Here is a 24,555-nt window from a genome sequence, read left to right as displayed (position 1 = left end):
GTGGATGCAGGCTGCCAAAATGATGGCAAATTGTCTCGGGTATGGATACTGCTGGGGCGTGCGAGCGGGTGCGATTTGCAAGTCCGTTGCGATGAATGAGGGCGGGGGCTGAATGGTAAATCTTGATCCGATCGCTGAAGATGCGATTGAGCCGATCGCCCTGCCTGTGCGGGATGAAGACGGACGCTTGGACTCCGACTTCATTGCGGCCATTGAAGCTGCCATCGAGGCAGAGGATTCCGCCGAGCTTATCCTTCTCGCTGCCAACCTGCACGAAGCAGATACCGGCGATCTTATTGAAACGCTGGCCGAAGATGCCCGGGCGGATTTTGTTCGGCTTCTCGGTGATGAGTTCGATTACACGGCGCTGACCGAGACGGACGAAGCCGTCCGCATCAAGCTTCTGGAAGCCCTGCCGAATTCGGAGATTGCGGAGGCGCTGGGTGAACTTGACAGCGATGATGCTGTCTACATCCTGGAAGATCTGGATGAAGAGGATCAGGCCGAGATCCTTGGTGGTCTGCCATATGCAGACCGTGCCCAGTTGCAAAAGGCCCTGGACTATCCGGAGTCCAGCGCCGGCCGTCGTATGCAAAGTGAGTTTATCGCCGTAGCGCAATTCTGGACGGTCGGCCAGACGATTGACTACATGCGTGAAGCTCAGGACCTGCCTGACAGCTTTTATGAAATTTACGTCGTGGATCCGGCCTTCAAGCTGCTGGGGGCTGTGGCGCTGGACAAGATCCTGCGCACCAAACGCGATCAGAAAGTCACCTCGGTGATGGACGAAACCCGTCATGCGGTTCTGGCCACCGAGGATCAGGAAGAGGTTGCGCGCCGGTTTGAGCGCTACAACCTGGTTTCCTCTGCCGTTGTCGATGAAACCGACCGTCTTGTCGGTATCCTGACTGTCGATGACATTGTTGATGTCATCCAGGAAGAGGCCGAAGAGGACATGCGTGCTCTGGGGGGCGTTGGGGACGAAGAAATTTCCGATAGCGTTCTGACCACGGCGCGCTCCCGTCTGACATGGCTTGTGGTCAACCTGGGAACGGCCGTGCTGGCCTCTGCGGTGATTGGCCTGTTCGATCAGACGATTGAGGCGATGGTGGCGCTGGCGGTGTTGATGCCGATCGTTGCTTCCATGGGCGGCAATGCCGGAACCCAGACAATGACGGTTGCCGTGCGCGGGATTGCCACTCAGGAACTGGGTACCCGAAACATGATCCGGGTTCTGCGCAGGGAAGTTCTGGTAGGGCTGTTGAACGGTGTTGCTCTGGCCATCCTGATTGGATTGACGGCGTGGCTGTGGTTCCAGGATCTGGGGTTAGGTGTGGTCATTGGTGGGGCGATCGTCATCAACATGCTGTTTGCCGGATTGTCAGGCCTTCTCATTCCTGTTGCGCTGGACAGGCTGAAGGTTGACCCGGCGATTGCGTCGAGCGTCTTTGTGACGACCGTGACAGATGTTGTCGGCTTCTTTGCGTTCCTCAGCATCGCTGCGCTGTGGTTCGGCCTGCCGTTTTAAAAGTATTGCGTCGAGTTCGGGCCTAAAGCGACACGCCTCAGGCGGTGTCGCTTTTTTCCTGGGCTTTCAGCATGTTGTTGCGTAGCACGGAAATCTTCTCCTGAAGCGCACTAAGGTCCTCAAGCGAAATACCGCTGGCATCCAGAATGCAGCCGGCGAAGCCCTTTGTCTTCTGCTTCAGAGCATGGCCCTTGCGGGTCAGTTTCACCCGCACCTGGCGCTCATCCTTGAGGCTGCGCTCCCGGCTGATCAGTCCGAGGCTTTCAAGACGCTTCAGCAGGGGGGTAATGGTGTTGGATTCCAGATGCAGCCGCGACCCGATGTCGCCGACAAGCTGATCGTTCTTTTCCCATAGAACCACCATCGCCAAATACTGTGGATAGGTGAGGCCCAGCTGCTGAAGCAAGGGCCGATAGACCCGGTTCATCGCATGGTTTGCCGAATACAGCGAGAAGCAGAGGAAGCGGTCGAGGGAGAGGGCGTCCATCAACTCGTCGGCCGCAGACATGTCGGGTCCTGAGAAAGCCTTCGACGCTTTTTCTGTCTCTAGAGATCCGCCTTCAGCTTTTTTCGCAGCTGAAGGCGCCTTGCCTGGTTTGGGCTTCTTCGTCTGTCCAGCGGCGGCTGCTTCTGCTTTTGGCAGAATGGGGGTGGGGTCTACCGTGGGTGACGCAGTGGAGGAACTCTCTTGGTGTTCGTCCGTTCTCTCTGCAGGCGCCTGCTGGGGCGTTTCTTCAGGCACATCAGCCGCCTGAGCGGGATGTGCAAGTTTAGCGCGTCGGACTTGCTTGCTCTTGGGGCGCGTTTCCGCTGCGACCTTCGTGCTCTCAGCCATGGTGCCCATGACGTCGAGCAGGGACATTTGATCCTTTTCTACCATGTAGCCGGTTTACCTCTCTGCTGGCCCGTTCGCAAGAGATTGACAAAAGACGCGAGAAATTATATCGCAGAAGAATAAATCGTACACGATCTAAAATTCCTGGAGGCATAGACCTGCTGCCCGAAGGACTAAAACCAAAGAAACAAAGGAGAAATTCCATGGGTGTTAAAGTGATGTACACGACAAAAGCCAAGGCGACTGGTGGCCGTGACGGCACGGCACAGACGCTGGACGGAAGCTTCAAGGTCAAATTGTCCACACCGAAGGAGCTTGGTGGCGACGGCAAGGAAGGCAATAATCCTGAGCAGCTGTTTGCCTCCGGTTATGCAGCCTGCTTCCTCGGCGCGCTGAAGGTGGTTGCCGGGCAGGAGAAGACTTCGCTTCCCTCCGATGCAAGCATCACCTCGGAAGTCGGTATCGGCCCGCGCGATGAAGGTGGTTTCGGCCTGAGCGTTGCGCTTGAAGTTTCGCTTCCGGGCATGGACAAGGCCAAGGCGCAGGACCTGGTGGAAAAAGCGCATCAGGTTTGCCCGTATTCCAATGCCACGCGCAACAACATCGACGTTGATCTGACCGTCGTCGTCTAAGCCTTGGTCCAGGTTCGGATGGTGTGGTCCGACCTTGTCCCGCTCGCGAGATGTTTTTGAGCGGAGGGGAAAAGAACAGCCTGCGCCGGTTGATCGGTTAAAAAGAAGGCGGCCTTTGCGGGCTGCCTTTTTTGCGTCTACGATTTCGCAACTGTGGCTCCTCAACGCTTAAGGTCATTCGCCTTGTCTCATGCCCCCGCCATTTCCGGTATTCTGGAAACCGCCGTCTATGTTGACGACATGGAAGCTGCCCATGGATTTTATGCCGGTGTTTTGGGGCTCGAGCGCATGATCGGAGGTGACAGACTCAGCGCCTACGACGCCGGGCCGGCGCAGACCCTTCTGGTGTTTCTGCGTGGTGCCACTGCCGAGGATGTACCGACGCCCGGTGGGGTGGTGCCTGGGCATCACGCGCAAGGTCCGGCTCATTTTGCCTTTCACATCGTTGGCGCCGACTATGAGCCGTGGCGGAACTATCTTGGCAGTCAAGGGATCGAGATCATCAGTGAGGTGACCTGGCCGCAGGGCGGGAAAAGTCTTTATTTCAATGACACCGACGGCAATGTCCTGGAACTTGCCTCTCCGCCGCTGTGGTCGAACTTTACCTGAGGCAGCCGAGACGAACTGCGGGCCGGAGCGCTAATGAGTTTCTTATCTACTGGTTTGAGAGTGCTGTTTTACTGCATTGTTGGCGCGGTGCTTATCATAGTGGGAGCTGCGATATTCTTCATGACCTGGGAACCGGATCGGGCAGACTTCGCCTTTCGCGGGATTGATGTTTCTCATCACAATGGACCGATCAACTGGTCGCGTGTGGCCTCGGATGATGTGGCTTTCGTCTATATCAAGGCGACAGAGGGGAAGGACTTCTCCGACCCTGCCTTCCTGCGCAATTGGCAGGGGGCGAATGCCTCGGGTCTTGCGGTGGGCGCCTATCATTATTTCTCATTCTGCTCGTCGGGAGAGGAGCAGGCGGAGAACTTTCTCGCACATCTGCCGCATAACGGGCCGATGTTGCCACCAGCCCTCGATCTGGAACTGACGGAGGGCTCGGATTGCCCGGCGCCGGAAGCCGCCGACGTGCGCCGCGAAATCGCTGCATTCGTGCAGAACGTTGAACTGAGACTGCAGGCAAAGCTGGTGCTGTATGCGCCCGAGGACTTTTACCTCAGCTATCTGAAAGACGCCGGGGTCAATCGACCGATCTGGGTCAGGTCGCTCTGGCAGTCCCCGTTCTATGCCCCCAACTGGGTCTTCTGGCAGTATCACGCACGAGGAAGCATTTCCGGGATTGAGGGAGATGTGGACCTCAACGTGCTGGCAACAAGGCGTGAGCTGAGTGATCTTTTGATCAAGTGAGCTCTTCGCTATCGAGCACGCGGGACTTGACCGGTGCAATTCCCTCTTTTGCGCTTGCGGGCGGGCGATAAACGGGGCGATCCTGCAGACGAAAATTGGAGAAGTGCCCCCCAATCATGCGGAGTTTTGGATCACGTGAGTGGCGAGATAGACCTTAACAAAATGCTGGAAACCCTCTCACCGGCACTGGATCCGGTATCGTACGTATACGTTTCTTGTCCGCCGGAAGGAGCTGATTTAAGCGATGATCTGGTGGCTTTCGCCACAATTCGAGAAGCTGAGGGTCTCACGCTGATCCTGCCGGTTGAGGTCGCTTCAAAAGCAGGCTTTGACACTGCCTCCCCTCAGCGCCGGATAACGCTCCAAGTCCATTCTTCCCTTGAATCTGTTGGACTTACGGCCGCTGTCTCTGCTGCACTTGCGACAGGTGGCGTGCCGGCAAACATGATCGCCGGATACTATCACGACCACATTCTGGTACCTGCAAACCTGGCAGATTTAGCCATGGAAATTCTGACGGGCATCGCGTCGTCATCCTAAATAGATCCTGAATTTTTCAAGTCCAATTTAGTTCAAATGCGCGGGGTGCTTTTAGGACCTGCGCAAAGTCTGTTGCCTATCCCGAATGCTCACATTCAATTTGACACTTTAACGCTTGTGGGACACGGTCATGACTGGCTTGGACAATTACACACTGCTGGTAGTGCTGGCTGGAGTATTCGCCGTCATTGCCGTCGGGCTCTTCCTGATCTGGCTCGGTGAGCGCTCCAATATGGCGCTGCTGCTGTGGTCATCCAGCATGACCTTGCGGGTACCGGCCATGTTCATGTGGATGTCGGGAGCTGATCTGGCGCCCTTCATGTCGCAATTTCTCGCGCACCTTCTGTTGATGGCGTCCCTTGGTTTGAGTTGGGGGGGGGCGCGTGCCTGCGCCCGCAAGAATTATGAGCCAATTGTCATGGCCCTGCCTATGGTGATCTGGCTGGTGTTCTCGTTCTTCGACGGTCTCTATGACAGTCAGTCCAACCGGGTTGTTGTCTTCTCGCTGGTGACTGGCTTCTTTCTGTTTGCCATCGGCTATGAGTTCCTTCAGGTCAAAGGGGCCTCGAAACTTTTGAGGGCTGTGATTTCCTGTAGTTTCTTTGTTTGCGGTATCAGCCATGTTTCAAGGGTCGGGACCACCTGGATCGACCCGACAGCTGGTTTCCTTCTTGAAGGCGATGCGCTGCTGAACATCACGCTTGTGGCGATGCTGTTCTTCTGTTTCGGTGCGGCAATCATTGCCACTGCCATTTACTGGGAAGGCTACATTCAAGAACTGAAGGCAGAGGTTTCACGCGATCCCCTGACGGGCCTGCTTACGCGTCGTGGTTTCTTTGAGCGCGGCACAGAAACTCTGAACGAGCGGAGCGAGGACAGCATCGGGGTGATGGTGCTCGATCTCGATTATTTCAAGCAGATCAACGATACATATGGCCATCAGGGTGGCGATGCTGCTCTGATGCACTTCGGTCGCATTGCAACTCAGTATTTCGGTCCTTCGGCGGTGATTGGCAGGATCGGCGGAGAGGAGTTCGCTGTAATCATGCAAAACCTCGACCGCACCACGGCGGACTGCATCGTCCAGTCATTGAGCGATACGGTGGCGACACAGCCGCTGGAGTTTGAGGGCAAGACAATCCGCCTAGGTGTCAGTGGGGGGCTGGTGTTGTCCAATTGTCCGAACCTGGAACTGCACCCGTTCATCCGGGCGGCTGATTCAGCTCTGTACCAGGCAAAGCGAAAGGGCCGGGGTCGGATCGAGATTGGCTTTTACAACGGTGAGCGGTCTGAGAAGGAACCCGTGAGCGCCGCGCCAATGGGTCTTCTCAGGCTCGCCTGACCGTCTTCGATTGCTGAAAAGTGCCCTTGGAAGGGAGGGAAGGGGTCGTAACGGATCCTTTCCGTCCACATGTTCTTCCCATATTGCCAAACTGATAACTGTTTTCAGGCTATCAACGCGCTTGGAATTTGCGACAAGCTTCCCGATATCCTACATATGGGAAAGAACCAGCCGGTGATCCGCACCGGCATTTCTTCAATGGAGCCTATCCTGCGCATGAAAAATTATTCTTCCGCCGTGCCAGCCCGACTTGAGGACGAAGACGAGGACAAGGCCAAGAGCCAGCAGTCGATCCAGGTGGACAAGCATCTTTTTGACGCTCGTACTGTCTTGATCACCGGTCCTGTCTCTCAAGAGATGGCCAAGGACGTCTGTGCGCGCCTTCTGGCGCTGGCGCAGGTCTCCAGCGATCCGATCACCGTGATCGTCTCTTCGCCGGGTGGCCATGTGGAGTCCGGCGACATGATCCACGATGCGATCAAGTTCATCGCACCGGAAGTCCGTATTCTAGGCATGGGCTGGGTCGCTTCCGCTGGAGCGCTGATCTACGTTTCCGTACCTAAGGAAATGCGCTACTGCACGCCGAACACTCGCTTCCTGTTGCATCAACCGTCCGGTGGTGCCGGCGGAATGGCGACAGACATCGAGATCCAGGCGAAGGAGATCATCAAGATGCGTGATCGCCTGAACCAGATCTTCGCCGATGCAACCGGTCAGCCGATCGAGCGCATCGAGAAGGATACGGATCGTGACTACTGGATGAGCCCGGAAGAGGGGATCGAATACGGTCTCGTTGGCAAGGTCATCACGAATGTAGGCGAGCTGTCTTAAAAAGCGCGGTTGGCCACAGGCTTCAGGCCACCGATAGATGATTCGAACGGCGCGGAGATTTCCGCGCCGTTTTTCTTTGCCAGGTGGACCTAAGCCGCGCGTCCTCAGGCTGGAACGCACTCGGAATGAGGCACGTGTGCCGAGAAAAGTGGCGAGGGGGAGCCGCTGTCATCGCTGTCTGGCTTGAGGAGAATTGGTCGGAGCCGGTCAAAGCGTGCGCGAATCGTCGTCTCCAGCGGAGAGGCTCCGGTTGAGCCGATCAGAACCGTCACGATGTGGTCGACCAGATGGTCGAAAGTTTGATCACAGGCGCAATAGGGGCCGAGCATTTTGTTCGCTGTCCGGCCTTCATAAACTGGCGCACCTTCGAATATAAAACACAGGAACTCGATCAGGTCTTCCTGCAGGTCATTCTGATGAGACAGCGTGGTTTCGGCGAACAGTGGGTCCAGTTGCAGGCGGGTCAACAGGCGGGTTGTTGCATGGCGAAGTGCCGGTCGGCCGCCCAGGTCGAGATATAGCGTCATGTCGATGTCCCTCTTCGCTTAGCGAGTTTCAGGTTGTCGAGGCAGTCTTGCTCTGTCGGTGATTTTGACATGTGATATGTGTCACGAACTGGGCGATCACTCGGAAAGTCTAGTTATTTCAAAGGGTGGCATTGATCCAGGCGCGGCAACGGGCCGCCGGATCAACGTCGGCCAGAACGTCGGTGATTACGCAGAGACTGTCGGCGCCGGCTGCCCGAAGCTCGGTTGCCTGTTCCAGGCGAATTCCGCCGATTGCAACCAGCGGACAGGTTACCTTCTGTCGCCACTTTGCAATGCCTGAAGCCCCGAGAGAAGGATAATCCACCTGTTTGCCCCGTGCTGGGAAAACCGGGCCGATGGCAATGTAATCAGGCTCGAAGGACAATGCCCGATCCAGCTCGTCTAAGGTGTGAGTCGAGATGCCGATGCGGACGCCGGCGCGGCGCAGCGCTTTCAGGTCTGCGTCTTCCAGATCTTCCTGCCCCAGGTGCAACCATTCGGCCTTCAAGTCGATAGCCAGCTGCCAGTGATCGTTGATCACAAGTGTGATGCCTTCGTTGCGTGCCACTGTCAGGCCTTGCCGCAAGCTTTGCATCAAGGCATCGCCGCTTTTGTTCTTGATCCGCAGCTGGACAAGCTTCAGTCCGGCTGGTGCCAGTCGGCTTATCCATTGTGGGTCATCCACGATCAGGTAGAAGGGGTGAAGCATGGGCTGGCCTTTCCATTCAGGAGGTGGGCTAGCTCTCCCGCAAACGCGATAGGATTGGCAAGGGCGATGTTTTTTATCGTGTCGAAAATCGGCTTCTTTTTTGTTCAGCCGAGCAATTTTCTGCTCGCCAGTGCCGTGGTCGGCTGGTTGGTGACCTGGACGCGTTGGGCGAGGGCCGGGCGTTGGCTGGCGGGGCTGGCACTGGCGCTGCTTCTGTTCATTGGCCTGTCTCCCGCGGCAAACTGGCTGATGGCGCCGCTGGAACAACGTTTTCCGTTGCCGGAGTTGACGGCTTTGCCCGAGAACATCGCCGGGATCATCGTTCTTGGTGGAGCGATGGACACCAGCGCTTCAGAGGGGCGTCGTGATGTTGCGCTGAATGAGGCGGCGGAGCGCATGACGATTGTTCCCTATCTGTCGCGTCTGTTTCCGCAGGCAGTTATTGTGCATTCGGGAGGTCAGGGGGACCTGGTGCCGGGGGACGTCAGTGAAGCAGATGGCGCTCGGAGGCTCTTCAGGGATTTCGGTATCGACGACGCACGCGTTCTTCTGGAAGGCGCATCACGCAACACCCATGAGAACGCAGTGTTCACCAAAAGATTGATTGGAGGGCGCTCAGATGGGAACTGGCTGCTGGTGACCTCTGCCTATCACATGCCGCGCGCCATGGGCGTGTTTCGACAGGCAGGGCACGAGCGTCTCATCGCCTATCCCGTCGACTATCGGGTGATTGCGGAAGGCGGAGAAAGCTATTTGTTTTCAGGTGTTTCGAACGGCCTTCTGCGGTTCGATACAGCTTTTCGCGAATGGCTGGGCCTGACAATCTATTGGCTGACGGGGCGCAGCAGTGACTTGTTTCCGGCGCCTTAGATCTCCTGCATTTGCAGGAGCTATGCGAAATAAGCAGAGCCGTCCCGCGTCCGCAACGTCAATTCTGCGAGTTGTGAAACAGCAAAAATGAACCATATAAAAGGCGGATTGATCGAACGGGATAAAGACTATGGTGCTTGAGGCGCCCCTCATTTCTGCAGAAGTTGTCCAGTGGCTTTACGGCGAAGCGCTGGGAAAACAGGACACGCTGGCTTTGATTGAATCGTTGGCCGAGCGCTTGCGCGCGGGCAACGTTCCGGTCGACAGGGCCACCACAGGAATCATGATCCTGCATCCGAGCGTGCGCGCCGAAGCCGCGGTCTGGACCAGTGACGGAACGCATGAATTGCGCCGCTACATGCAGAACGAACAGCTGGACGAGAGCTATCACAACTCTCCCCTGAAGATCGTTTACGAGGAAGGTCTCTCCGTTCGTCGCCGGATTACCGCGCAAAAGGAAGACGGTGAGTTCGGTATCATCCCGGACCTGCGAAAGGAGGGCTACACGGACTACATCGTGTTGCCGATGCCGTTCTCCGATGGGTCGATCAAGTCGATTTCCTATGCGACCAAGGCCCCAGGCGGCTTTTCAAGCACCCATCTGGCGGTGTTTGATTCCATCATCCGGCCTCTGGCACTTGTGTGTGAGATGAGCACCCTGCGCCGCACGGCTCAAACGCTTCTGGATACGTATGTCGGCCCACGTGCCGGCAATCGGGTGCTGCACGGAACGATCAAGCGTGGCGAAGGCGAGTGGATTTCGGCTGTTGTCAGCTTCGCCGATCTGCGCGGCTTTACCAAGCTGTCGAACGAGTTGCCGCCCGACAAGTTGATCGCTTTTCTCAATCACTACTTCGGCGCGATGACCGATGCTGTGGAGGCTCACGGCGGAGAGGTGCTGAAGTACATCGGGGATGAGGTCATGGCCATCTTTCCTTATGGCGATGGTACTGATCCTCAGGAAGCGGCGATGCGGGCCCTCAAGGCGGCGCGGGAAACCACAGCGGCCATCCAGGACATCAATACCAATAATTGCTGTGTGGAAACGCCGGACATGCGGGTGGGTATCGCGCTGCACGCAGGGGATGTGTTCTTTGGTAATGTCGGAAGCGAGAACCGGCTCGATTTCACGGTGATTGGCCCAACGGTCAATCTGGCGGCGCGCATTGCGGAGCTGGCGAAGGATCTCGACGCGGACATTCTGGTTTCGGACACCATCGCCGACCTCATGGGCTGTCGTGCAGGGCTGTATGGGCGCTATCAGGTGAAGGGATTTGATGACCCGGTCTCGGTCTTTGCGCCGTCGCTGGTTTCCAATGACGCCAGTACCTGGTGCCCGGAAAGCACGGCATCGCGTGACCGCGAAGCGAACTGACGGCGAACGAGAACCAGCATCACCAGCCCGGTGGTGACCATGAAGAACTGGGGCCCGGCAAACCAGCCGAGAAACGCGATTGCGAAGAACAGTGCGCGTTGGCCGCGGTTGAAATGCTTGCCGGCAATGATGTTCATATCTCCAGCCTGATTGGCGATCTTGGTGATCACATCATCGGAGGCTGTCCCGACGTCCGGGATGGCGCCCATGATGATGCTGCAGTAGTTGAACAACCGATAGGCCCAGCCGAACTTAAAGAAGCTGTAGGCCAGAATCAGCATCAGTCCCAGTACCTTCACCTCCCAGAGAGCGCGGCTCTGTTCCACCGGAATGGAGAGGTCCCCTGCGACTTGCAGGATGGTGTCGGTTGAATCCAGCAGCGCGAAACTGCCGCCGATGGCAAGCAGGGACGTTGAAGCGAAAAACGCCGTTCCCTGCTGCAGCCCAGAGAGGATGGCAGTATCCATGATCCGGACGCTGCGGCGCGATAGCGTCAGGAACCAGGTGCGCCGATAAACCTCCATCGCCTTGGAAAGGGACTTTTTGCGCATGGGGCTGGAGTCGATCAGATAATTGAAGCCAAACCACACGACGATGAACCAGGAGATGGCGATGCAGTCCAGAAGGCTCAGCGATGTCATCGATGGTTATCCCGTTTAAATTCTTTTGGTTTCTGCTTTTTATCTAGTCGCTCTGAATGCCTTGATATGACCAACTAGTCAGTTTTTCCGGTGCTCGAGCGCTGATCTTCCTGCCTGTTTTATCAGGTGGCGTTGATTGCCGCCAGTATCCGGAATGGCTCACACAGGCCTTAAGTCTCTGGCGACGTTTCGTTTTGTCACAGTTCTGCAATTTGTGCAGATCTGAACCCATTTTTTTGCACTTGCGAGCACGTTAGGGATCCGTTAAGTGCTTGCCTCAATCAGGACATATTGCACCGCGCCAGAGCGGGGCTGTCTGAAGAGATATCTAAGGGGTTTCATGGACGAAAATGCACCGAAGTCCTGCTGGGCAGCAACCGTGTGGACGGTTGTGGCTCTGGGAAGTGCCTTCGCATTGCTTGTTCTCTTCAACGACGTAGAGAACGCGCAACAGGCAGTGGCCATCGCAGGCTAAGGAATGAGACGCCCAGTTGGGCTGACATTTCAGACGTGCCGCCCTCCGAAAACGGAGGGGCAAAGCATCGGGCGACAGTCTCGATCTTTCAGAAACGGACCTAAAAGGCGTGGATCTCGGAAACCGGGATCCCGCCTTTTTCATATTTAGCCTGTGTATAAGGCTTCTCTGAACCGGGGTTGCGATTGACCCGCAGGGCCAGTGCATTACCTCAATTGGCATGACCTTGAACCTGTTGAAGCTCTGTGTTGGTGCCGACAGCGTGGAAAGCCTGCAGGCCTGGATCGATTTCCGGCTGGAGCAGAAGACGCTTTCCGGCGAATCGCATGAACATACCCATACGACCCGCATGGTGCCGACGCGCCGTGAAGAATTGCTCGATGGCGGCTCGCTCTATTGGGTTATCAAGGGACGGATCCAGGTGCGCCAGCATCTTCTCGACATACGCCCCTTCACCGATGCTGCCGGTGTCAAACGCTGCGACCTCGTACTCGAACCTCGGCTCATTCTGACCCAATATCAACCGAAACGCCCCTTCCAGGGATGGCGGTATCTGAAGTCGGAAGATGCGCCAAAGGATGTCACAGGGGGGCGTGAAGCGGCTTCCATGCCGGAAGAGATGCGCCGGGAGCTGACCGAGTTATGTCTGCTCTGAGGGCTTGGGTTGCGGCGTTGAGACGCGTGATCTGCAGATCTTTTCCGATTGTTGCCAGACAGTGACTTGCCAAAACCGCTTTCCTTCCCGACATCTAGGGAAAGGAGATGTGGTTATGAGCAAGAGCTCCAAGGAGCCCAACAGGTCAGTCAGTGCGCCAAAGCCGGAGGTGCAGGTGGATGTTTCCTCTGCCGATCAGGTCTCGGCATTCTTGCAGACAGCCGCTCGGGTTCCTGTGTCCGGATCTGGTCACCAACCGTCAGTGACAGTCTCGACAAGGTCCCCTGGTGGTCGGCTGATCTTTGCGCTTGATGCGACGATGAGTCGTCAGGCGACCTGGGATCAGGCGCTCCACATTCAATCTGAAATGTTTCACGTTGCGGACCAGGTCTCTGGCCTGGCGGTAAAGCTGGTTTATTTTCGCGGTTTCGGAGAATGCCGTGCTTCGCGCTGGATGGAGAAAGGCACCGAACTGGCGGCCGTCATGCGGCGAATCTCTTGCCAGGGCGGGCGGACGCAAATTGCCAAGGTCTTGAAAAGCGCGCTCGACGAAACGGCGAAGGGCAAGGTGTCGGCACTGGTCTATGTCGGTGATTGCATGGAGGAAAATGTCGACCAGCTGTGCGCGCGGGCCGGCGAGCTCGGCCTGCACAGAGTGCCAATTTTCCTGTTTCAGGAAGGCAACGATCCGGCTGCGACTGAAGCCTTCGCGGAAATTGCCCGGTTGAGCGGCGGCGCGCATTGTGCTTTCACAAGCGGCGCGGCAGGCCGCCTGGCCGATCTGTTGAAGGCTGTTGCGGTCTACGCCTCGGGAGGGCGCGACGCACTGGTCAAACTGCAGGGAGAGGGCGACCGAGGGGCCAGACTTCTACTTGAGAGAATGCAACGCTAGTCGGCCATAGCGCGACAGTGATGTGGAAATGTGAGTTGGAGCGAGAATGCACTATCTGCTAGCCGGTTTTTTGTTGCTTGGGCTTTTGCTGTTTGCAGGCAAGCGGTTTGTCCATGCCAACCCGGCAGATCTGGCGCGCAATCTGAAGACCTTTGCCGGGGTCGTTCTGCTGGCCCTGGCCGGACTGCTTGCGGTGACAGGGCGGATCGTTCTGGCTTTGCCTGCCGCAGGTGCCGGACTGTCCCTTCTCGGGTTCTCCGGCTTGTTTGGCGGTCAGGCGCGGTCGAAGCCGTCGTCTGGGCAATTCTCGCAGGTGCGAACGGCCCTGCTCGAGATGAGGCTGGACCATGACACCGGCGACATGAGCGGGCAGGTGCTGGCGGGAGAGTTCACAGGGCGATCCCTCGACAGCTTGTCGGATGCCGAACTGGAGCGCCTGTGGCAGAAAAGTGCCGCAGACGAACAGAGTCAGGCCTTAGTCGAAGCTTACCTCGACCGCCGGTTTCCCGGATGGAGAGTAGACTTCCAGGCGGATGGAACAGAGCGGCAGAGAAGCTCTGCGAGCTCTGGCTCCATGACAGATGAGGAGGCCTACGAGGTCTTGGGGCTTTCGCCCGACGCCGGGGACCCGGAAGTTAGAGCCGCGCATCGCAGGTTGATGAAGTTGCTGCATCCCGACAGAGGTGGGACCGCTTTCCTGGCTGCGAAACTCAACGAGGCTAAGGATAGGCTTCTCAGAAGACATTGATGTCACCATTACGCAAGACTGATAGGTGGCTTTAACGAGCGTTACTGATAGATCGCGTAGCACGCGAACTTGGAGCGCTTGAGGCTTTTACATGCACCCCAAGCAGCAGATTTGTTGGCAAAGCCAGCGAAGCGGGCGCGGTACAGCGTCTGCCCCTTGGTTGCGACTTCTTCGGTCACCGGAACGGTGCCGCGCAGGGCAGGGCCTTCAGCGGCCTTGGCCTTTTTCAACATCTTGATGGCGCCACTTTCACTTTCCGCCGCGGCGATCTGGATCTGCCAGGTCGGGCCGGTGTCGACGGAGTTATTGGTGGCCACCATGTCGGAGGTGCCGCTGTCGTCTGTCATTTCACGGGCAGGGGCTGGTGCCGGAGCGAGGCTGGCGACAACCACAGGCACGGGGGCTGGGGCCGGTGCGGCTACCGGCATCGTGCCTGTTACGTGAACGCTGGTGACGGTCGCAGCGGCAGGAACTGCTCCTGTGTGTGCGGGATTGGCGTTCGGGATGGATGCGGGCGGCAGGCCGGCTGCAGCAAAGCTGTTGGCCATCCGCGATTTCACGGCCTTGGGCGGAAGCGGCACGGTGCCACTGACGAGCAAGGTCGGGTCGGCAGCAGCCGCCTTGGGTTCAACCATGGCAAGCACCATGGCGCCGTTTGTGGCTTCGACGCCGGTCGACGGCTTCAGGGTCGGAAGAGGAATATCGGCAGGCACGGTCGTCCGAGCGACCAGCTGTGGTGCTGTCCGGGCGCCTGTGCTGGCCTTTGGCATGTATTCCGCGATCAGCTTCTTCATGTAGGCATCGCGGGAGCGGCCGGTGCGTCCGCCCATGACGACAGCCACGATGTGGCGATTATCACGCTTGACAGAAGTGACCAGGTTGAAGCCGGAGGCGCGGATGTAACCGGTCTTGATGCCGTCAACGCCTTCTACACGACCCAGCAGCTTGTTGTGGTTGCCATAGCGGTTGCCACGATAGGTGAAGACGCGGGTCTGGAAGTATTTGTAGTAGCTCGGGAAGCGTTCCTGGATCGAACGCCCCAGAAGCGACATGTCGCGTGCTGTGGTGTACTGGCTGGAATTCGGCAGACCATGCGGGTTGCGGAATTGAGTCTTGCTCATGCCGATCTGATGGGCCGTCCGGGTCATCCGCTTGGCGAATTCCTTTTCCGAGCCACCGATGTTTTCCGAAATGACAGTCGCCACGTCGTTCGCCGACTTGGTGACAAGCGCCAGAATGGCGTCCTTCACCTTGATAGTGGAGCCCGGCTTCAGTCCGAGCTTAGAGGGCGGACGACCGGACGCGTATTTAGATACCTTCAACGGGCTGGAAAGCGTGAGGCGTTTGGCCTCCAGCTCTTCGAACACGATGTAGAGTGTCATTATTTTGGTCAAGCTTGCCGGATATCGCCGGGCATCTGCCGCGGAAGAATAAAGGGTCTTGCCGGTTTTGGCGTCGACGACAATTCCGGCGTATTTGGAATTGGCGTGCGCCGGCGCTGCGGCGACAGCCAGCAGGGTGGTGACGGCGAGGGCCTGGAGCGCCTGTCTGACTCGGATCATTTTGCGAAAGGAACGCATACCTAACTCTGACTTGCTTTCTTCGAGGTGGCCGGGTGACAACGTCAATCGTCTTGCGATGGTCCGCAAGGCTGCGTTGCCGAATGAGCACGTGTAGTGATTTCATGCAAACGCGGTTACGAACTGGTAAAGAACGGGGCGTCAAATTGGAAAAAATATTTGGTAAAAATTAGTATTAATGTATCGTAAATGTATTAACTGATGTCTTTATAAAGTCGTTTTTTAGTAAGTTTTCTGAATTTTAATATTTTTATTTGTTTTTATCAGAATTTCATGCTTAATTTTTCGATAACGGCGCTGTATTTTTCTGTATAGTTTATTTTTGATTTGAAATTTTTGAAATATTGCATTTCATTGCTTTGGTCTGTCTTCTTTCGGGGTGAATGATGGGGGTGTGCGAGCAGGCCTAAAATGGTGAGCAGACGCGTGCTGTGCGATCCGTAACTCTCCGTTTTCCCCAATATTTCCGTTACGGAATTTATTTCTGCGATGCGAAATCAAGATTGACTTTTATTGTGCGCTGCATCATTGTGCCCCTGCAGTTGCGGGACAGCTGCCGAGCCAACATTTTTGCTCTGCTGCCAAGAGGCTTCATGGAGTATGGCCGGGGGGTTCCGCTTGATCGCCGAGGGCCTACCTCCGTCATAAGTTGTTGAGGGCAGTTTCAATGCTGAATAATTTCGACGAAATCCAGAAAATGGGCAAAGACAATATGGATCTTGCCATGGAAAGCTTCGGCGCCATGACCAAGGGTGTCCAGGCCATCGCGGCTGAAGTTGTCGATTACCAGAAAAAGTCTTTCGAAGAGAGCTCCGCGATCGTTGAGAAGATGGTATCTTCCAAGTCTGTTGAGAGCGCCTTTGAGACTCAGTCTGAGTTCGTCAAGAGCTCCTACGAAAGCATGATGGGCGAAATGACCAAGCTGGGTGAAATGTACACCGAGCTGTCAAAAGACGCCTATAAGCCTTTTGAAGCCGTTATGGCCAAAGTCGGAAAGTAAGTCGTGTCGACTGCTGGCCTGTCAGGCTTCTAGCAGTCTATTGCGCATTTGAGTTTTTGCACGCCGCGCCCGGGGGAACCCTGGCGCGGCGTTGTCGTTTGTGGGCGGTCCTGGTCGAGCTTGGGCCGGTTGGAGCAGGGATTGCCTGCGGGGGTTGTTCTTTAGCTGGCGTAAACTGGCGCACATGTCTGTCGGGGAGTGGCAATAGATTTCATTCGGGCCCTTTACCTTCCGCGGTGAGGTTCCCACATACTGTATTGAAAGTCAGGCCATCCGGTCTGGTTCGGCGGCGTTTCACGATTTGCCGCTATCTCCATTTGCGTCTGGCACTGCCGACACCTGTCAAACTTTACGGTGTCGCCAAAAGGCAGGGTGGTTAAAAACTGGTGATCGGCTCGTTGAGGCTTTCGCTGGGCTGCTGCGGTTGTTAGACTGCTGCCAAGAGATTGATAGAGGACATTGGGCTCATACATGTCAGGCGGGGCTGATTTTGAAGATGGTGACCACGGTACGGGCACCGTTGTCGTAACCAAGCCTAAAACAGTTGCAAAGCGACCGAATGTATATCGGGTTTTGCTGCTGAATGACGACTATACGCCCATGGAATTCGTGATTCATGTCGTGGAAAGCTTCTTCCAGAAGAATAGGGAGGAAGCTACCCGTGTCATGTTGCATGTTCATCATCATGGCGTCGGAGAGTGTGGGATTTACTCCTACGAGGTGGCGGAGACCAAAGTGACCCAGGTCATGGACTTCGCTCGAAAGCACCAGCACCCGCTGCAGTGTGTAATGGAAAAAAAATGAGGGATTTCACTCGTGCCGTCATTTTCTCGCAGTCTCGAAAAAGCACTGCATCAGGCCCTTGCCTTCGCCAATGAGCGACAGCAGGAATATGCAACGCTAGAGCATCTGCTGCTTGCTCTCCTGGATGACCAGGATGCCGCCGCGGTCATGCGTGCCTGCAATGTGGACATGGATGCCATCCGGCGCAGTCTGCTCGATTACATCGAGACAGAGCTCGAAAACCTGGTGACGGAAGGGGATGAAGATTCCAAGCCGACAGCCGGTTTCCAGCGAGTGATCCAGCGTGCTGTTATCCATGTCCAGTCTTCCGGCCGTGAGGAAGTGACCGGTGCCAATGTGCTGGTTGCGATCTTCGCCGAGCGGGAAAGCCATGCGGCTTACTTCCTACAGGACCAGGACATGACCCGCTACGATGCGGTCAACTACATTTCCCACGGCATTGCCAAACGGCCGGGTCTTTCCGAAGAACGTCCGGTTGAAGGGGTGGAAGAGGAAGAGATCGTTCAAGGCAATCCCGGCGAACCAAAGCCGAAGGCCAAGACCGATGCGCTTGAAGCCTATTGCGTCAATCTCAACGAGAAGGCCGGCAAGGGCAAGATCGATCCGTTGATCGGTCGTGCAAGCGAGATTTCACGAACTATCCAGATCCTGTGCCGCCGATCGAAGAACAACCCGTTGTTCGTCGGTGACCCTGGCGTCGGCAAGACTGCCATTGCTGAGGGCCTGGCCCATCGAATTGTTATGGGCGATGTGCCGGAGGTCCTGAAGGACGCAACGATCTTCTCGCTCGACATGGGCGCGCTGCTAGCGGGAACCCGCTATCGTGGCGATTTCGAAGAGCGACTGAAGCAGGTCATGAAGGAAATCGAGGACTATCCGAATGCGGTCATGTTCATCGATGAAATTCATACTGTCATTGGGGCCGGCGCGACATCGGGTGGCGCAATGGATGCCTCCAATCTGTTGAAGCCTGCTCTGGCCTCTGGCGCGATCCGTTGCCTCGGCTCCACCACATACAAGGAATATCGCCAGTTCTTCGAGAAGGACCGGGCGCTTGTCCGTCGCTTCCAGAAGATTGATGTGAATGAGCCGTCTATTCCGGATGCCATCGATATTCTGAAGGGCCTGAAGCCGTACTTCGAGGAATTCCACAAAGTCCGCTACACTCATGATGCCATCAAGACGGCAGTGGAACTGTCGGCGAAGTATATCGCTGACCGCAAATTGCCGGATAAGGCCATTGATGTGCTGGATGAGACCGGCGCCTCGCAAATGCTGATCCCTGAAAGCCGTCGTCGCAAGACCATTGGCGTGAAGGAAATTGAGAATACCATCGCCACGATGGCGCGGATCCCGCCGAAGTCTGTTTCCAAAGACGACGCGGAAGTTCTGTCCTCTCTTGGGGCTGATCTGAAGCGTGTTGTCTACGGACAGGATGACGCGATCGAGACGCTTTCTTCGGCGATCAAGCTGTCCCGTGCGGGATTGCGCGAGCCGGACAAGCCGATCGGCAGCTATCTGTTCTCTGGTCCGACCGGTGTTGGCAAAACCGAAGTGGCGCGCCAGCTGGCATCTTCGCTTGGGGTGGAGCTGATCCGTTTCGACATGTCGGAGTATATGGAACGGCATACGGTGTCTCGCCTGATCGGCGCGCCTCCGGGCTACGTTGGCTTCGATCAGGGCGGTCTACTGACCGACGGGATCGACCAGCATCCGCATTGCGTGTTGCTTCTGGATGAAATCGAAAAGGCCCACCCGGACCTCTTTAACATCCTGTTGCAGGTGATGGACCACGGCAAGCTGACCGATCATACCGGCAAGCAGGTTGATTTCCGCAATGTCATCCTGATCATGACGACCAACGCTGGGGCGGCTGACCTTGCCAAGGCCCCTGTCGGGTTCAGTCAGGTCAAGCGGTCCGGCGAGGATGCCGAGGCGATCAACAAGCTGTTCACGCCAGAGTTCCGCAACCGTCTGGATGCAATCATTCCTTTCGCCAACCTGCCACGAGACGTGGTCTACAAAGTTGTCGAGAAGTTCGTCATGCAGCTGGAAGCCCAGCTGGCGGACCGGAATGTTACTTTTGAACTGACTGAAGCCGCGACCGAGTGGCTTGCCGAGAAGGGCTACGACGACAGGATGGGCGCCCGTCCTCTTGGGCGGGTCATTCAGGAGCACATCAAGCGGCCATTGGCTGATGAAGTGTTGTTCGGCAAGTTGATGAAGGGCGGCACAGTCAAGGTGACGGTGTCTGAAGATGAGGCCGGTCTGCTTTTGGAAACGGTTGAAGAGCGGGCTGTTGCGCCGGTCAAGCCAAAGGCGGAAGCTGCTGCCAAGCCAAAGCGGAAGCGCAAGCCTGCTTCGACGAAGGCGGCAGTCAAGCGGTCTTCAAAAGGCAGCGGTTCGAGTGACAAGGGTGGGTCTTCTGATGGCGGTTCAACGCCGAAAAAGAGCCATGTTCCGAAGGTGCCGCTGGCGGATTGATGAGTCGTTCCAGGGCTTTGCCTGCGATTTATAACAATGTGAATCAAGGCGGCTCGACTTCGGTCCTGCCGCCTTTTTCATGTTTCCACCCCAGCGCAGACGGGTCGTGTAAGGCGGGAAAGTCAGCGTGGCATTGGGCGTGTGAAATTGTCTTCAACTTACAAGCCATCCAGATCACCTGCCATTTGACAGGCTGGCTCAGGAAGAATACGTAAGGAGACCTTCCTAATTTCTGCAGGGTAAGCCGCGACAATGGCGAGCGATTCTGAACAGCTGTCTCCCGACGATGAGCACTCCGGACTTCCGGCCTATGTTTGGATGCTGCGCGGAGCCAGGTCGATGGTTTCTCTGCCGGCGGTCATTCTCATGGCGGCCTTCATCGGCTATGCCGGGTTGGCGCGGGGCTCGGGTCTGACGTTGACCGAAACGCTGGTTATGGCCGGATTGGTCTGGGCGCTGCCTTCGATTGTGGTGCTGACAGGTGCCATCTCGACAGGGCTTGGCATTGTCCCTGCTGCCATCGCAGTGGCGCTGGCGTCTGTGCGTCTGATGCCAATGACCATGGCCATGATGCCGATGGTCAGGGTGCCGGGCAAAACCAAGACCTGGCAGCTGCTTTACATCTCTCACTTTGTTGCTGTGACAGCATGGGTTTATGCCATGCACAACCTGCCGAAGCTGCCCCGCGATGCGCGGCTGCCGTTTTTTGCAGGTTTCTCCTCAAGTCTCACCTTTTGTGTCACCTGTGTTACGGGCGCGGCCTATCTTCTTCTTGATGACCTGCCGAAGCCGGTAGCCGGTGGCCTGTTCATCCTGACCCCGATCTATTTCGTCTGCTCGCTGTGGGGCGCATCGAAATTGTCTTCAGACAAGGCAGCAATGGTCATCGGAATTTTGCTCGGGCCTTTTTTCTATCTTTATTTCCCCGGTCTTGATCTGCTGTGGACTGGTCTTGTCGGTGGAACATTGGCGTATCTGGGAACACGTTTCCAACGGCGGGGGCTGTCGTGACTTTGGGATTTGAGGCGGCCATGGCCGACACCTGGTGGTGGCCCTACGTGATGATCATTGTCGCAGGTTGGATTGCCACCGACATCTGGCGCTGGATTGGCGTCTTCGCAGGTGGAAAGCTGCGTGAAGACGGCGAGTTGTTGATCTGGGTGCGATCTGTTGCAACGGCACTGGTGGCCGGCGTGATCTCCAAACTCATTCTATTTCCGACCGGTGTTCTGGAAGTCACTCCCATGTGGCTGCGGATCCTCGCAGGGGTCGGCGGGTTCATCGCCTATATGCTGCTTGGCAAACGGGTGATCGTCGGGGTGCTGACCGGCGAAGTCATCCTTATCGGCGGCTGGTTGTTGCTCGGATTGTAGGGTGATGCAGACACCCGTCCTCAGGAAAGAGCGGCTCGGATTTTCCTTGCGTGCTCGGAAAGTATATCATTGTCGGCCATTTTTCCGGCGTGAGGCTTGAGTGCGACACCTTCGATCCGCGGGATGATATGGAAATGCGTGTGGAACACCGTCTGGCCAGCTGCTGCTCCGGTATATTGTTCCAGTGTCACACCATCCGCTTCGAAGGCCTGTTTGACTGCGTTCGCCAGCTTCTGGACAGTTGCCATTGTTGCCGACAGTGCGGCTGGGTCCATTTCCAGCAGATTGCGCGAGGGGGCCTTCGGCAACACCAGGCAGTGGCCGTCGCCGCGCGGCATGATGTCCATGATCGCCAGTGTGCTGTCATCTTCGTAGAGCTTGTGGCTTGGCAGATCGCCACGCAAAATCTTGGCGAAGATGTTCTGATCGTCGTAGGAGGAGGTGGTCATGCGGCGCTTCCCAACTGGTTTATTCTGAGGCGACACTATCGACAAGGGCGGGGCAGGGGCAAGTCGGTTTCCGATGAACTTGCTCCCAAGGCTGCGGCCCATGTCCGTTGTTGCCAGTCAACGGCGTCTCCGCGGTATCAGATGTCAAATTTCCGATCGACAACCTTGTCCACCAGACTGATGAGGTCCGTCGAGCCATGGGTCACGCTGTCGGCTGCGCCGGAGATATGCTCCGAAATTTCCTTGTTCCGCGCCGTTACAGAGTGCAGTTGCCCCATGTGGCCGGTCACCTGATGTACGGCTGAAGCCTGTTCCTGAATGGCGGAGGCGGCATCTTCGGTGAGTTCAACGACGCCGCCCATCGATGTGGCAATATCTGAGATGGCCGTTTCCGTTTCGCGCGTGACCCGGCGTACGTCTTCGATCTGGACGGCAATTTCTGCGGTTGCGCGCGCGGTTTGCTCCGACAGGGACTTCACCTCGGCGGCGACAACTGCAAAGCCTTTTCCGGATTCACCGGCGCGCGCTGCTTCGATGGTGGCGTTCAGAGCCAGCAGGTTGGTCTGGTCGGCGATGGCCTGAATGGTGCTGGCGAATGTCTCGATGCGTTCAACCGCATGGCTCAACTCACGAATGCGACCTTCGGTGTTCTTCACCGTGCCACTGGCGCTGCTGCATTGTTCGGCGGTGGTCTGCATACGCTGGGTCAGATCACTGATGGAGGAAGAGAGTTCTTCGGTTGCGGAGAAGATCGCCGAGGCGAGTTCCATGCCGTTTCCAACACTCTCTTCCATGTTGCTCGATGCGCTGCTGAGCAGGCCTGAGACAGTCTGAAGCTGCTCGCCGACATCCGTAATGCCGGTCTTGATGTCTTCCTGATACTGTCCGAGGGCAACTTCAAGGGCGGTTTGGCGGTCGCGCATGTCGCTGACATTCATGCCGAACCCGATGATCCCGGTGTCTGGAACCATGCCGCGATAGACCTTGTGATATTCACCGTTCGGATTTTCCAGATAGTTCTCACCGAATTTGGTGGTGAAGGTCTGGTAGCGTTCTTCTGCAGCCGCGTCCGGATCGCTCGCACTGGGCGTATTGCCGAGGCAGGTACGGTACAGGTCCCTGATATGAACCGGTGCGGCCATCGTCTCCAGAACGTTCCCGAAAGTCTTGCTCCACTTGGCATTGGCGAAGACGACATGGTGCTTGCTATCGGTCATCACCAGGCCAAACGGCAGGGAGTTCAGCAAGCCGGAGACTTCCCGCTTGAAGCGACGGAGGTCTTCGAGTTCCTGGACCATGGGATCGACTTCGGATTTGCGGCGCTTAAGGGAGAACATTCGGGAAGCCTCTGCACGATTAAGTTGCGCTCAAGCTCGTCGAACATGGTAAAAAATACCTAAATACCCTGCGCGTTCGTGGTGCGAAATCAAGATCTTGCCGTAGCGGATGCAAATGGTTTCTAGCTTCTACAATCCGAATATTTTTACACGTTGGACGTGATTTAGGCTGATGCATCCACGCGGGCATATCCGGAAGGACTGCGCTCGAATCATCTCAAGGTCCGTAGGTGAGCTATCAGGAAACTGGCAGACGGATGCTTATGCCTTTCTGAAAGGAGCGTGTTCGCCAAGCGCTTCGGCTTCCAGTCCGACGGCCTCGCGTTCCTGCTCGAGAAAGTGTGCGACGGCGTCGCTCAGGCCCTCGTGAGCAATCCAGTGGGCTGAGCGGGTGAGGGTGGGCAGATAGCCGCGTGCCAGCTTGTGAGCCCCCTGTGCCCCGGCCTCGACGCGCTTCAGTCCGTGGGCGAGGGCGAAGTCGATCGCCTGATAATAGCAGACCTCAAAATGCAGGAAGGGGTGCTGTTCATTGCAGCCCCAGTTGCGACCAAACAAGGTGTCCGAGCCGATGAAATTCAGTGCGCCGGCAATATATCGGCCTTCGCGCTTGGCCATGATCAACAGGATCCGACCGGCCATACGCTGATTGATCAGCGAGAAAAATTTTCGGTTGAGGTACGGCGTTCCCCACTTCCTGCTGCCAGTGTCCAGGTAAAATTCGTAGAACGCATCCCAGTGGTCTTCGGTCAGATCAGAACCAGTGAGCCATTCAATCTGGATGTTGTTTTCAAGGGCGGTTCGCCGCTCCTTGCGGATATCTTTGCGCTTGCGGGAATTGAGTTGCTGCAGGAAGTCATCGAAAGTGCCGTACCCGGTGTTTTCGAAGTGGAACTGGCTGTCGGTGCGCTGCAGGTAGCCCAGTTCGCCCAACGTTTGCCATTCGGGCTGAGTCAGAAATGTCGCGTGGACGGACGAGGCGCCGGACAAGCGGCAGACTTCGACCAGCCCACCGGCCAGAGCGCGAATGCCGGCTTTCCGGGAGATGGCCGGAGAGATCAGAAACCGGCGCCCTGTCGCCGGGGTGAAGGGTACTGAAATCTGTAGCTTGGGGTAATATTCGCCGCCGGCACGGTAGAAGGCCTCCGCCCAGCCGTGATCGAAGACATACTCTCCCTGGCTATGGCTTTTGAGATAGGCAGGAACAGCTCCCAGGACCTCGTTACCCTGCTGCAGTATGACGTGATGAGGGGCCCATCCGGTGCTGCCGCTGACGCAGCCGCTTTCTTCAAGTGACTGGAGAAAAGCGTGTGAAAGGAAAGGGTTGAAGTCAGTTTCCTGAGAAAGTGAATCAAGCGTCGGGCGGGATTCCAAAGAGCCGTCGGCGGCCATGTGCCAGCCTGGGTTGGCAATACTGTCCCAAACCTCAGGCGAAATGTCGTCCAGACTGGACAACAAGCTGAGGGTGGCCTCCTGAGGCGTTTCCTCATTCGAAACGCGCACGGAGTCGGAAGTGCCAGTGTCATCGGCTGGTGACATGAAAGGTCCCTGTTGCAGTCAGTTGGCGGGGCA

26 protein-coding genes are annotated in these 24,555 nt (G+C 56.7%); 18 read left to right on the top strand and 8 right to left on the bottom strand.

Going from position 1 to position 24,555, the window contains the following annotated elements:
- Positions 1–112 precede the first annotated feature (112 nt).
- Complete coding sequence (mgtE, locus tag J0X15_RS06055; protein WP_206938938.1) at positions 113–1,528, top strand: magnesium transporter; 1,416 nt, start codon at positions 113–115, stop codon at positions 1,526–1,528.
- 37 nt (positions 1,529–1,565) lie between these two features.
- On the opposite strand, the gene J0X15_RS20415 is transcribed toward mgtE, so the two are convergent.
- A complete protein-coding gene (locus J0X15_RS20415; RefSeq protein WP_408015332.1) occupies positions 1,566–2,036 on the bottom strand; it encodes a MarR family winged helix-turn-helix transcriptional regulator in 471 nt (156 codons plus the stop codon).
- Between the two features lie 530 nt (positions 2,037–2,566).
- On the opposite strand from J0X15_RS20415, the gene J0X15_RS06045 reads away from it, so the two are divergent.
- The 6 genes from J0X15_RS06045 to J0X15_RS06020 all read left to right on the top strand — a co-directional run bounded on the left by J0X15_RS06045 (position 2,567) and on the right by J0X15_RS06020 (position 7,067).
- Positions 2,567–2,995, top strand: coding sequence for an organic hydroperoxide resistance protein (locus J0X15_RS06045; protein ID WP_206938936.1), 429 nt, complete (start codon positions 2,567–2,569; stop codon positions 2,993–2,995).
- 183 nt (positions 2,996–3,178) lie between these two features.
- The gene (locus tag J0X15_RS06040; protein ID WP_206938935.1) at positions 3,179–3,604 is read left to right on the top strand and encodes a VOC family protein; all 426 of its coding nucleotides are present in this window, start codon (positions 3,179–3,181) and stop codon (positions 3,602–3,604) included.
- A 120-nt stretch (positions 3,605–3,724) separates the two neighbouring features.
- Positions 3,725–4,354, top strand: coding sequence for a GH25 family lysozyme (locus J0X15_RS06035; RefSeq protein ID WP_209015109.1), 630 nt, complete (start codon positions 3,725–3,727; stop codon positions 4,352–4,354).
- A 135-nt stretch (positions 4,355–4,489) separates the two neighbouring features.
- On the top strand, positions 4,490–4,894 hold the full coding sequence (locus tag J0X15_RS06030; protein ID WP_206938932.1) for an ACT domain-containing protein: 405 nt from the start codon (positions 4,490–4,492) through the stop codon (positions 4,892–4,894).
- Positions 4,895–5,024: 130 nt separating this feature from the next.
- Positions 5,025–6,236, top strand: a complete 1,212-nt coding sequence (locus tag J0X15_RS06025; protein WP_206938930.1) for a GGDEF domain-containing protein — start codon at positions 5,025–5,027, stop codon at positions 6,234–6,236.
- Positions 6,237–6,452: 216 nt separating this feature from the next.
- Positions 6,453–7,067, top strand: a complete 615-nt coding sequence (locus tag J0X15_RS06020; RefSeq protein ID WP_206939305.1) for an ATP-dependent Clp protease proteolytic subunit — start codon at positions 6,453–6,455, stop codon at positions 7,065–7,067.
- Positions 7,068–7,171: 104 nt separating this feature from the next.
- On the opposite strand, the gene J0X15_RS06015 is transcribed toward J0X15_RS06020, so the two are convergent.
- Together J0X15_RS06015 and thiE are read right to left on the bottom strand one after the other, a co-directional pair.
- Complete coding sequence (locus tag J0X15_RS06015; RefSeq protein ID WP_206938928.1) at positions 7,172–7,594, bottom strand: globin domain-containing protein; 423 nt, start codon at positions 7,592–7,594, stop codon at positions 7,172–7,174.
- Positions 7,595–7,712: 118 nt separating this feature from the next.
- The gene (gene thiE, locus J0X15_RS06010) at positions 7,713–8,303 is read right to left on the bottom strand and encodes a thiamine phosphate synthase (RefSeq protein ID WP_206938926.1); all 591 of its coding nucleotides are present in this window, start codon (positions 8,301–8,303) and stop codon (positions 7,713–7,715) included.
- A gap of 66 nt (positions 8,304–8,369) precedes the next feature.
- Between thiE and J0X15_RS06005 the strand changes: the two genes are divergently transcribed.
- Together J0X15_RS06005 and J0X15_RS06000 are read left to right on the top strand one after the other, a co-directional pair.
- Positions 8,370–9,173, top strand: coding sequence for a YdcF family protein (locus J0X15_RS06005; protein WP_206938924.1), 804 nt, complete (start codon positions 8,370–8,372; stop codon positions 9,171–9,173).
- 130 nt (positions 9,174–9,303) lie between these two features.
- Complete coding sequence (locus tag J0X15_RS06000; protein ID WP_206938922.1) at positions 9,304–10,548, top strand: adenylate/guanylate cyclase domain-containing protein; 1,245 nt, start codon at positions 9,304–9,306, stop codon at positions 10,546–10,548.
- Here the strand turns inward: J0X15_RS06000 and J0X15_RS05995 are convergent.
- Positions 10,434–11,189: a DUF599 domain-containing protein gene (locus J0X15_RS05995; RefSeq protein WP_206938920.1), complete on the bottom strand. Its 756-nt coding sequence runs from the start codon at positions 11,187–11,189 to the stop codon at positions 10,434–10,436. The two genes, J0X15_RS06000 and J0X15_RS05995, sit on opposite strands and share 115 nt — an antisense overlap.
- Positions 11,190–11,529: 340 nt before the next feature.
- On the opposite strand from J0X15_RS05995, the gene J0X15_RS20265 reads away from it, so the two are divergent.
- From J0X15_RS20265 to J0X15_RS05975, 4 genes are all read left to right on the top strand, one after another.
- Positions 11,530–11,664: a hypothetical protein gene (locus J0X15_RS20265; protein ID WP_269439386.1), complete on the top strand. Its 135-nt coding sequence runs from the start codon at positions 11,530–11,532 to the stop codon at positions 11,662–11,664.
- Between the two features lie 220 nt (positions 11,665–11,884).
- Positions 11,885–12,319, top strand: coding sequence for a DUF1489 family protein (locus tag J0X15_RS05985; RefSeq protein WP_206938919.1), 435 nt, complete (start codon positions 11,885–11,887; stop codon positions 12,317–12,319).
- Between the two features lie 115 nt (positions 12,320–12,434).
- The gene (locus J0X15_RS05980; RefSeq protein WP_206938918.1) at positions 12,435–13,211 is read left to right on the top strand and encodes a VWA domain-containing protein; all 777 of its coding nucleotides are present in this window, start codon (positions 12,435–12,437) and stop codon (positions 13,209–13,211) included.
- 46 nt (positions 13,212–13,257) lie between these two features.
- On the top strand, positions 13,258–13,959 hold the full coding sequence (locus J0X15_RS05975) for a DnaJ domain-containing protein (protein WP_206938917.1): 702 nt from the start codon (positions 13,258–13,260) through the stop codon (positions 13,957–13,959).
- Positions 13,960–14,000: 41 nt separating this feature from the next.
- Here the strand turns inward: J0X15_RS05975 and J0X15_RS05970 are convergent, their stop codons facing one another.
- Entirely contained in the window at positions 14,001–15,539 is a 1,539-nt protein-coding gene (locus tag J0X15_RS05970) for a D-alanyl-D-alanine carboxypeptidase (RefSeq protein WP_206938916.1), read from the bottom strand.
- Between the two features lie 667 nt (positions 15,540–16,206).
- Between J0X15_RS05970 and J0X15_RS05965 the strand changes: the two genes are divergently transcribed.
- From J0X15_RS05965 to J0X15_RS05945, 5 genes are all read left to right on the top strand, one after another.
- The gene (locus tag J0X15_RS05965) at positions 16,207–16,539 is read left to right on the top strand and encodes a phasin family protein (RefSeq protein WP_206938915.1); all 333 of its coding nucleotides are present in this window, start codon (positions 16,207–16,209) and stop codon (positions 16,537–16,539) included.
- Positions 16,540–17,010: 471 nt separating this feature from the next.
- Complete coding sequence (clpS, locus tag J0X15_RS05960; RefSeq protein ID WP_206938914.1) at positions 17,011–17,343, top strand: ATP-dependent Clp protease adapter ClpS; 333 nt, start codon at positions 17,011–17,013, stop codon at positions 17,341–17,343.
- A 12-nt stretch (positions 17,344–17,355) separates the two neighbouring features.
- A complete protein-coding gene (clpA, locus tag J0X15_RS05955) occupies positions 17,356–19,827 on the top strand; it encodes an ATP-dependent Clp protease ATP-binding subunit ClpA (protein ID WP_206938912.1) in 2,472 nt (823 codons plus the stop codon).
- Between the two features lie 252 nt (positions 19,828–20,079).
- Positions 20,080–20,838 (top strand): AzlC family ABC transporter permease, encoded by a 759-nt coding sequence (locus J0X15_RS05950; protein ID WP_206938910.1) that lies wholly within the window; start codon positions 20,080–20,082, stop codon positions 20,836–20,838.
- Positions 20,835–21,200 (top strand): AzlD domain-containing protein, encoded by a 366-nt coding sequence (locus J0X15_RS05945; RefSeq protein WP_408015323.1) that lies wholly within the window; start codon positions 20,835–20,837, stop codon positions 21,198–21,200. Before J0X15_RS05950 ends, J0X15_RS05945 begins: the two co-directional genes overlap by 4 nt.
- 20 nt (positions 21,201–21,220) lie before the next feature.
- Here the strand turns inward: J0X15_RS05945 and J0X15_RS05940 are convergent, their stop codons facing one another.
- The 3 genes from J0X15_RS05940 to J0X15_RS05930 all read right to left on the bottom strand — a co-directional run bounded on the left by J0X15_RS05940 (position 21,221) and on the right by J0X15_RS05930 (position 24,522).
- Entirely contained in the window at positions 21,221–21,649 is a 429-nt protein-coding gene (locus J0X15_RS05940; RefSeq protein ID WP_206938908.1) for an HIT family protein, read from the bottom strand.
- Between the two features lie 137 nt (positions 21,650–21,786).
- A complete protein-coding gene (locus J0X15_RS05935) occupies positions 21,787–22,986 on the bottom strand; it encodes a methyl-accepting chemotaxis protein (protein WP_206938906.1) in 1,200 nt (399 codons plus the stop codon).
- Positions 22,987–23,247: 261 nt separating this feature from the next.
- Complete coding sequence (locus tag J0X15_RS05930) at positions 23,248–24,522, bottom strand: GNAT family N-acetyltransferase (RefSeq protein ID WP_206938904.1); 1,275 nt, start codon at positions 24,520–24,522, stop codon at positions 23,248–23,250.
- Positions 24,523–24,555: the final 33 nt, after the last annotated feature.

This window comes from Roseibium limicola, from assembly GCF_017313085.1.
GTDB lineage: Bacteria > Pseudomonadota > Alphaproteobacteria > Rhizobiales > Stappiaceae > Roseibium > Roseibium limicola.
Note: the sequence above shows the minus strand (reverse complement) of the source record. Positions and strands in the feature narration are given on the sequence as shown.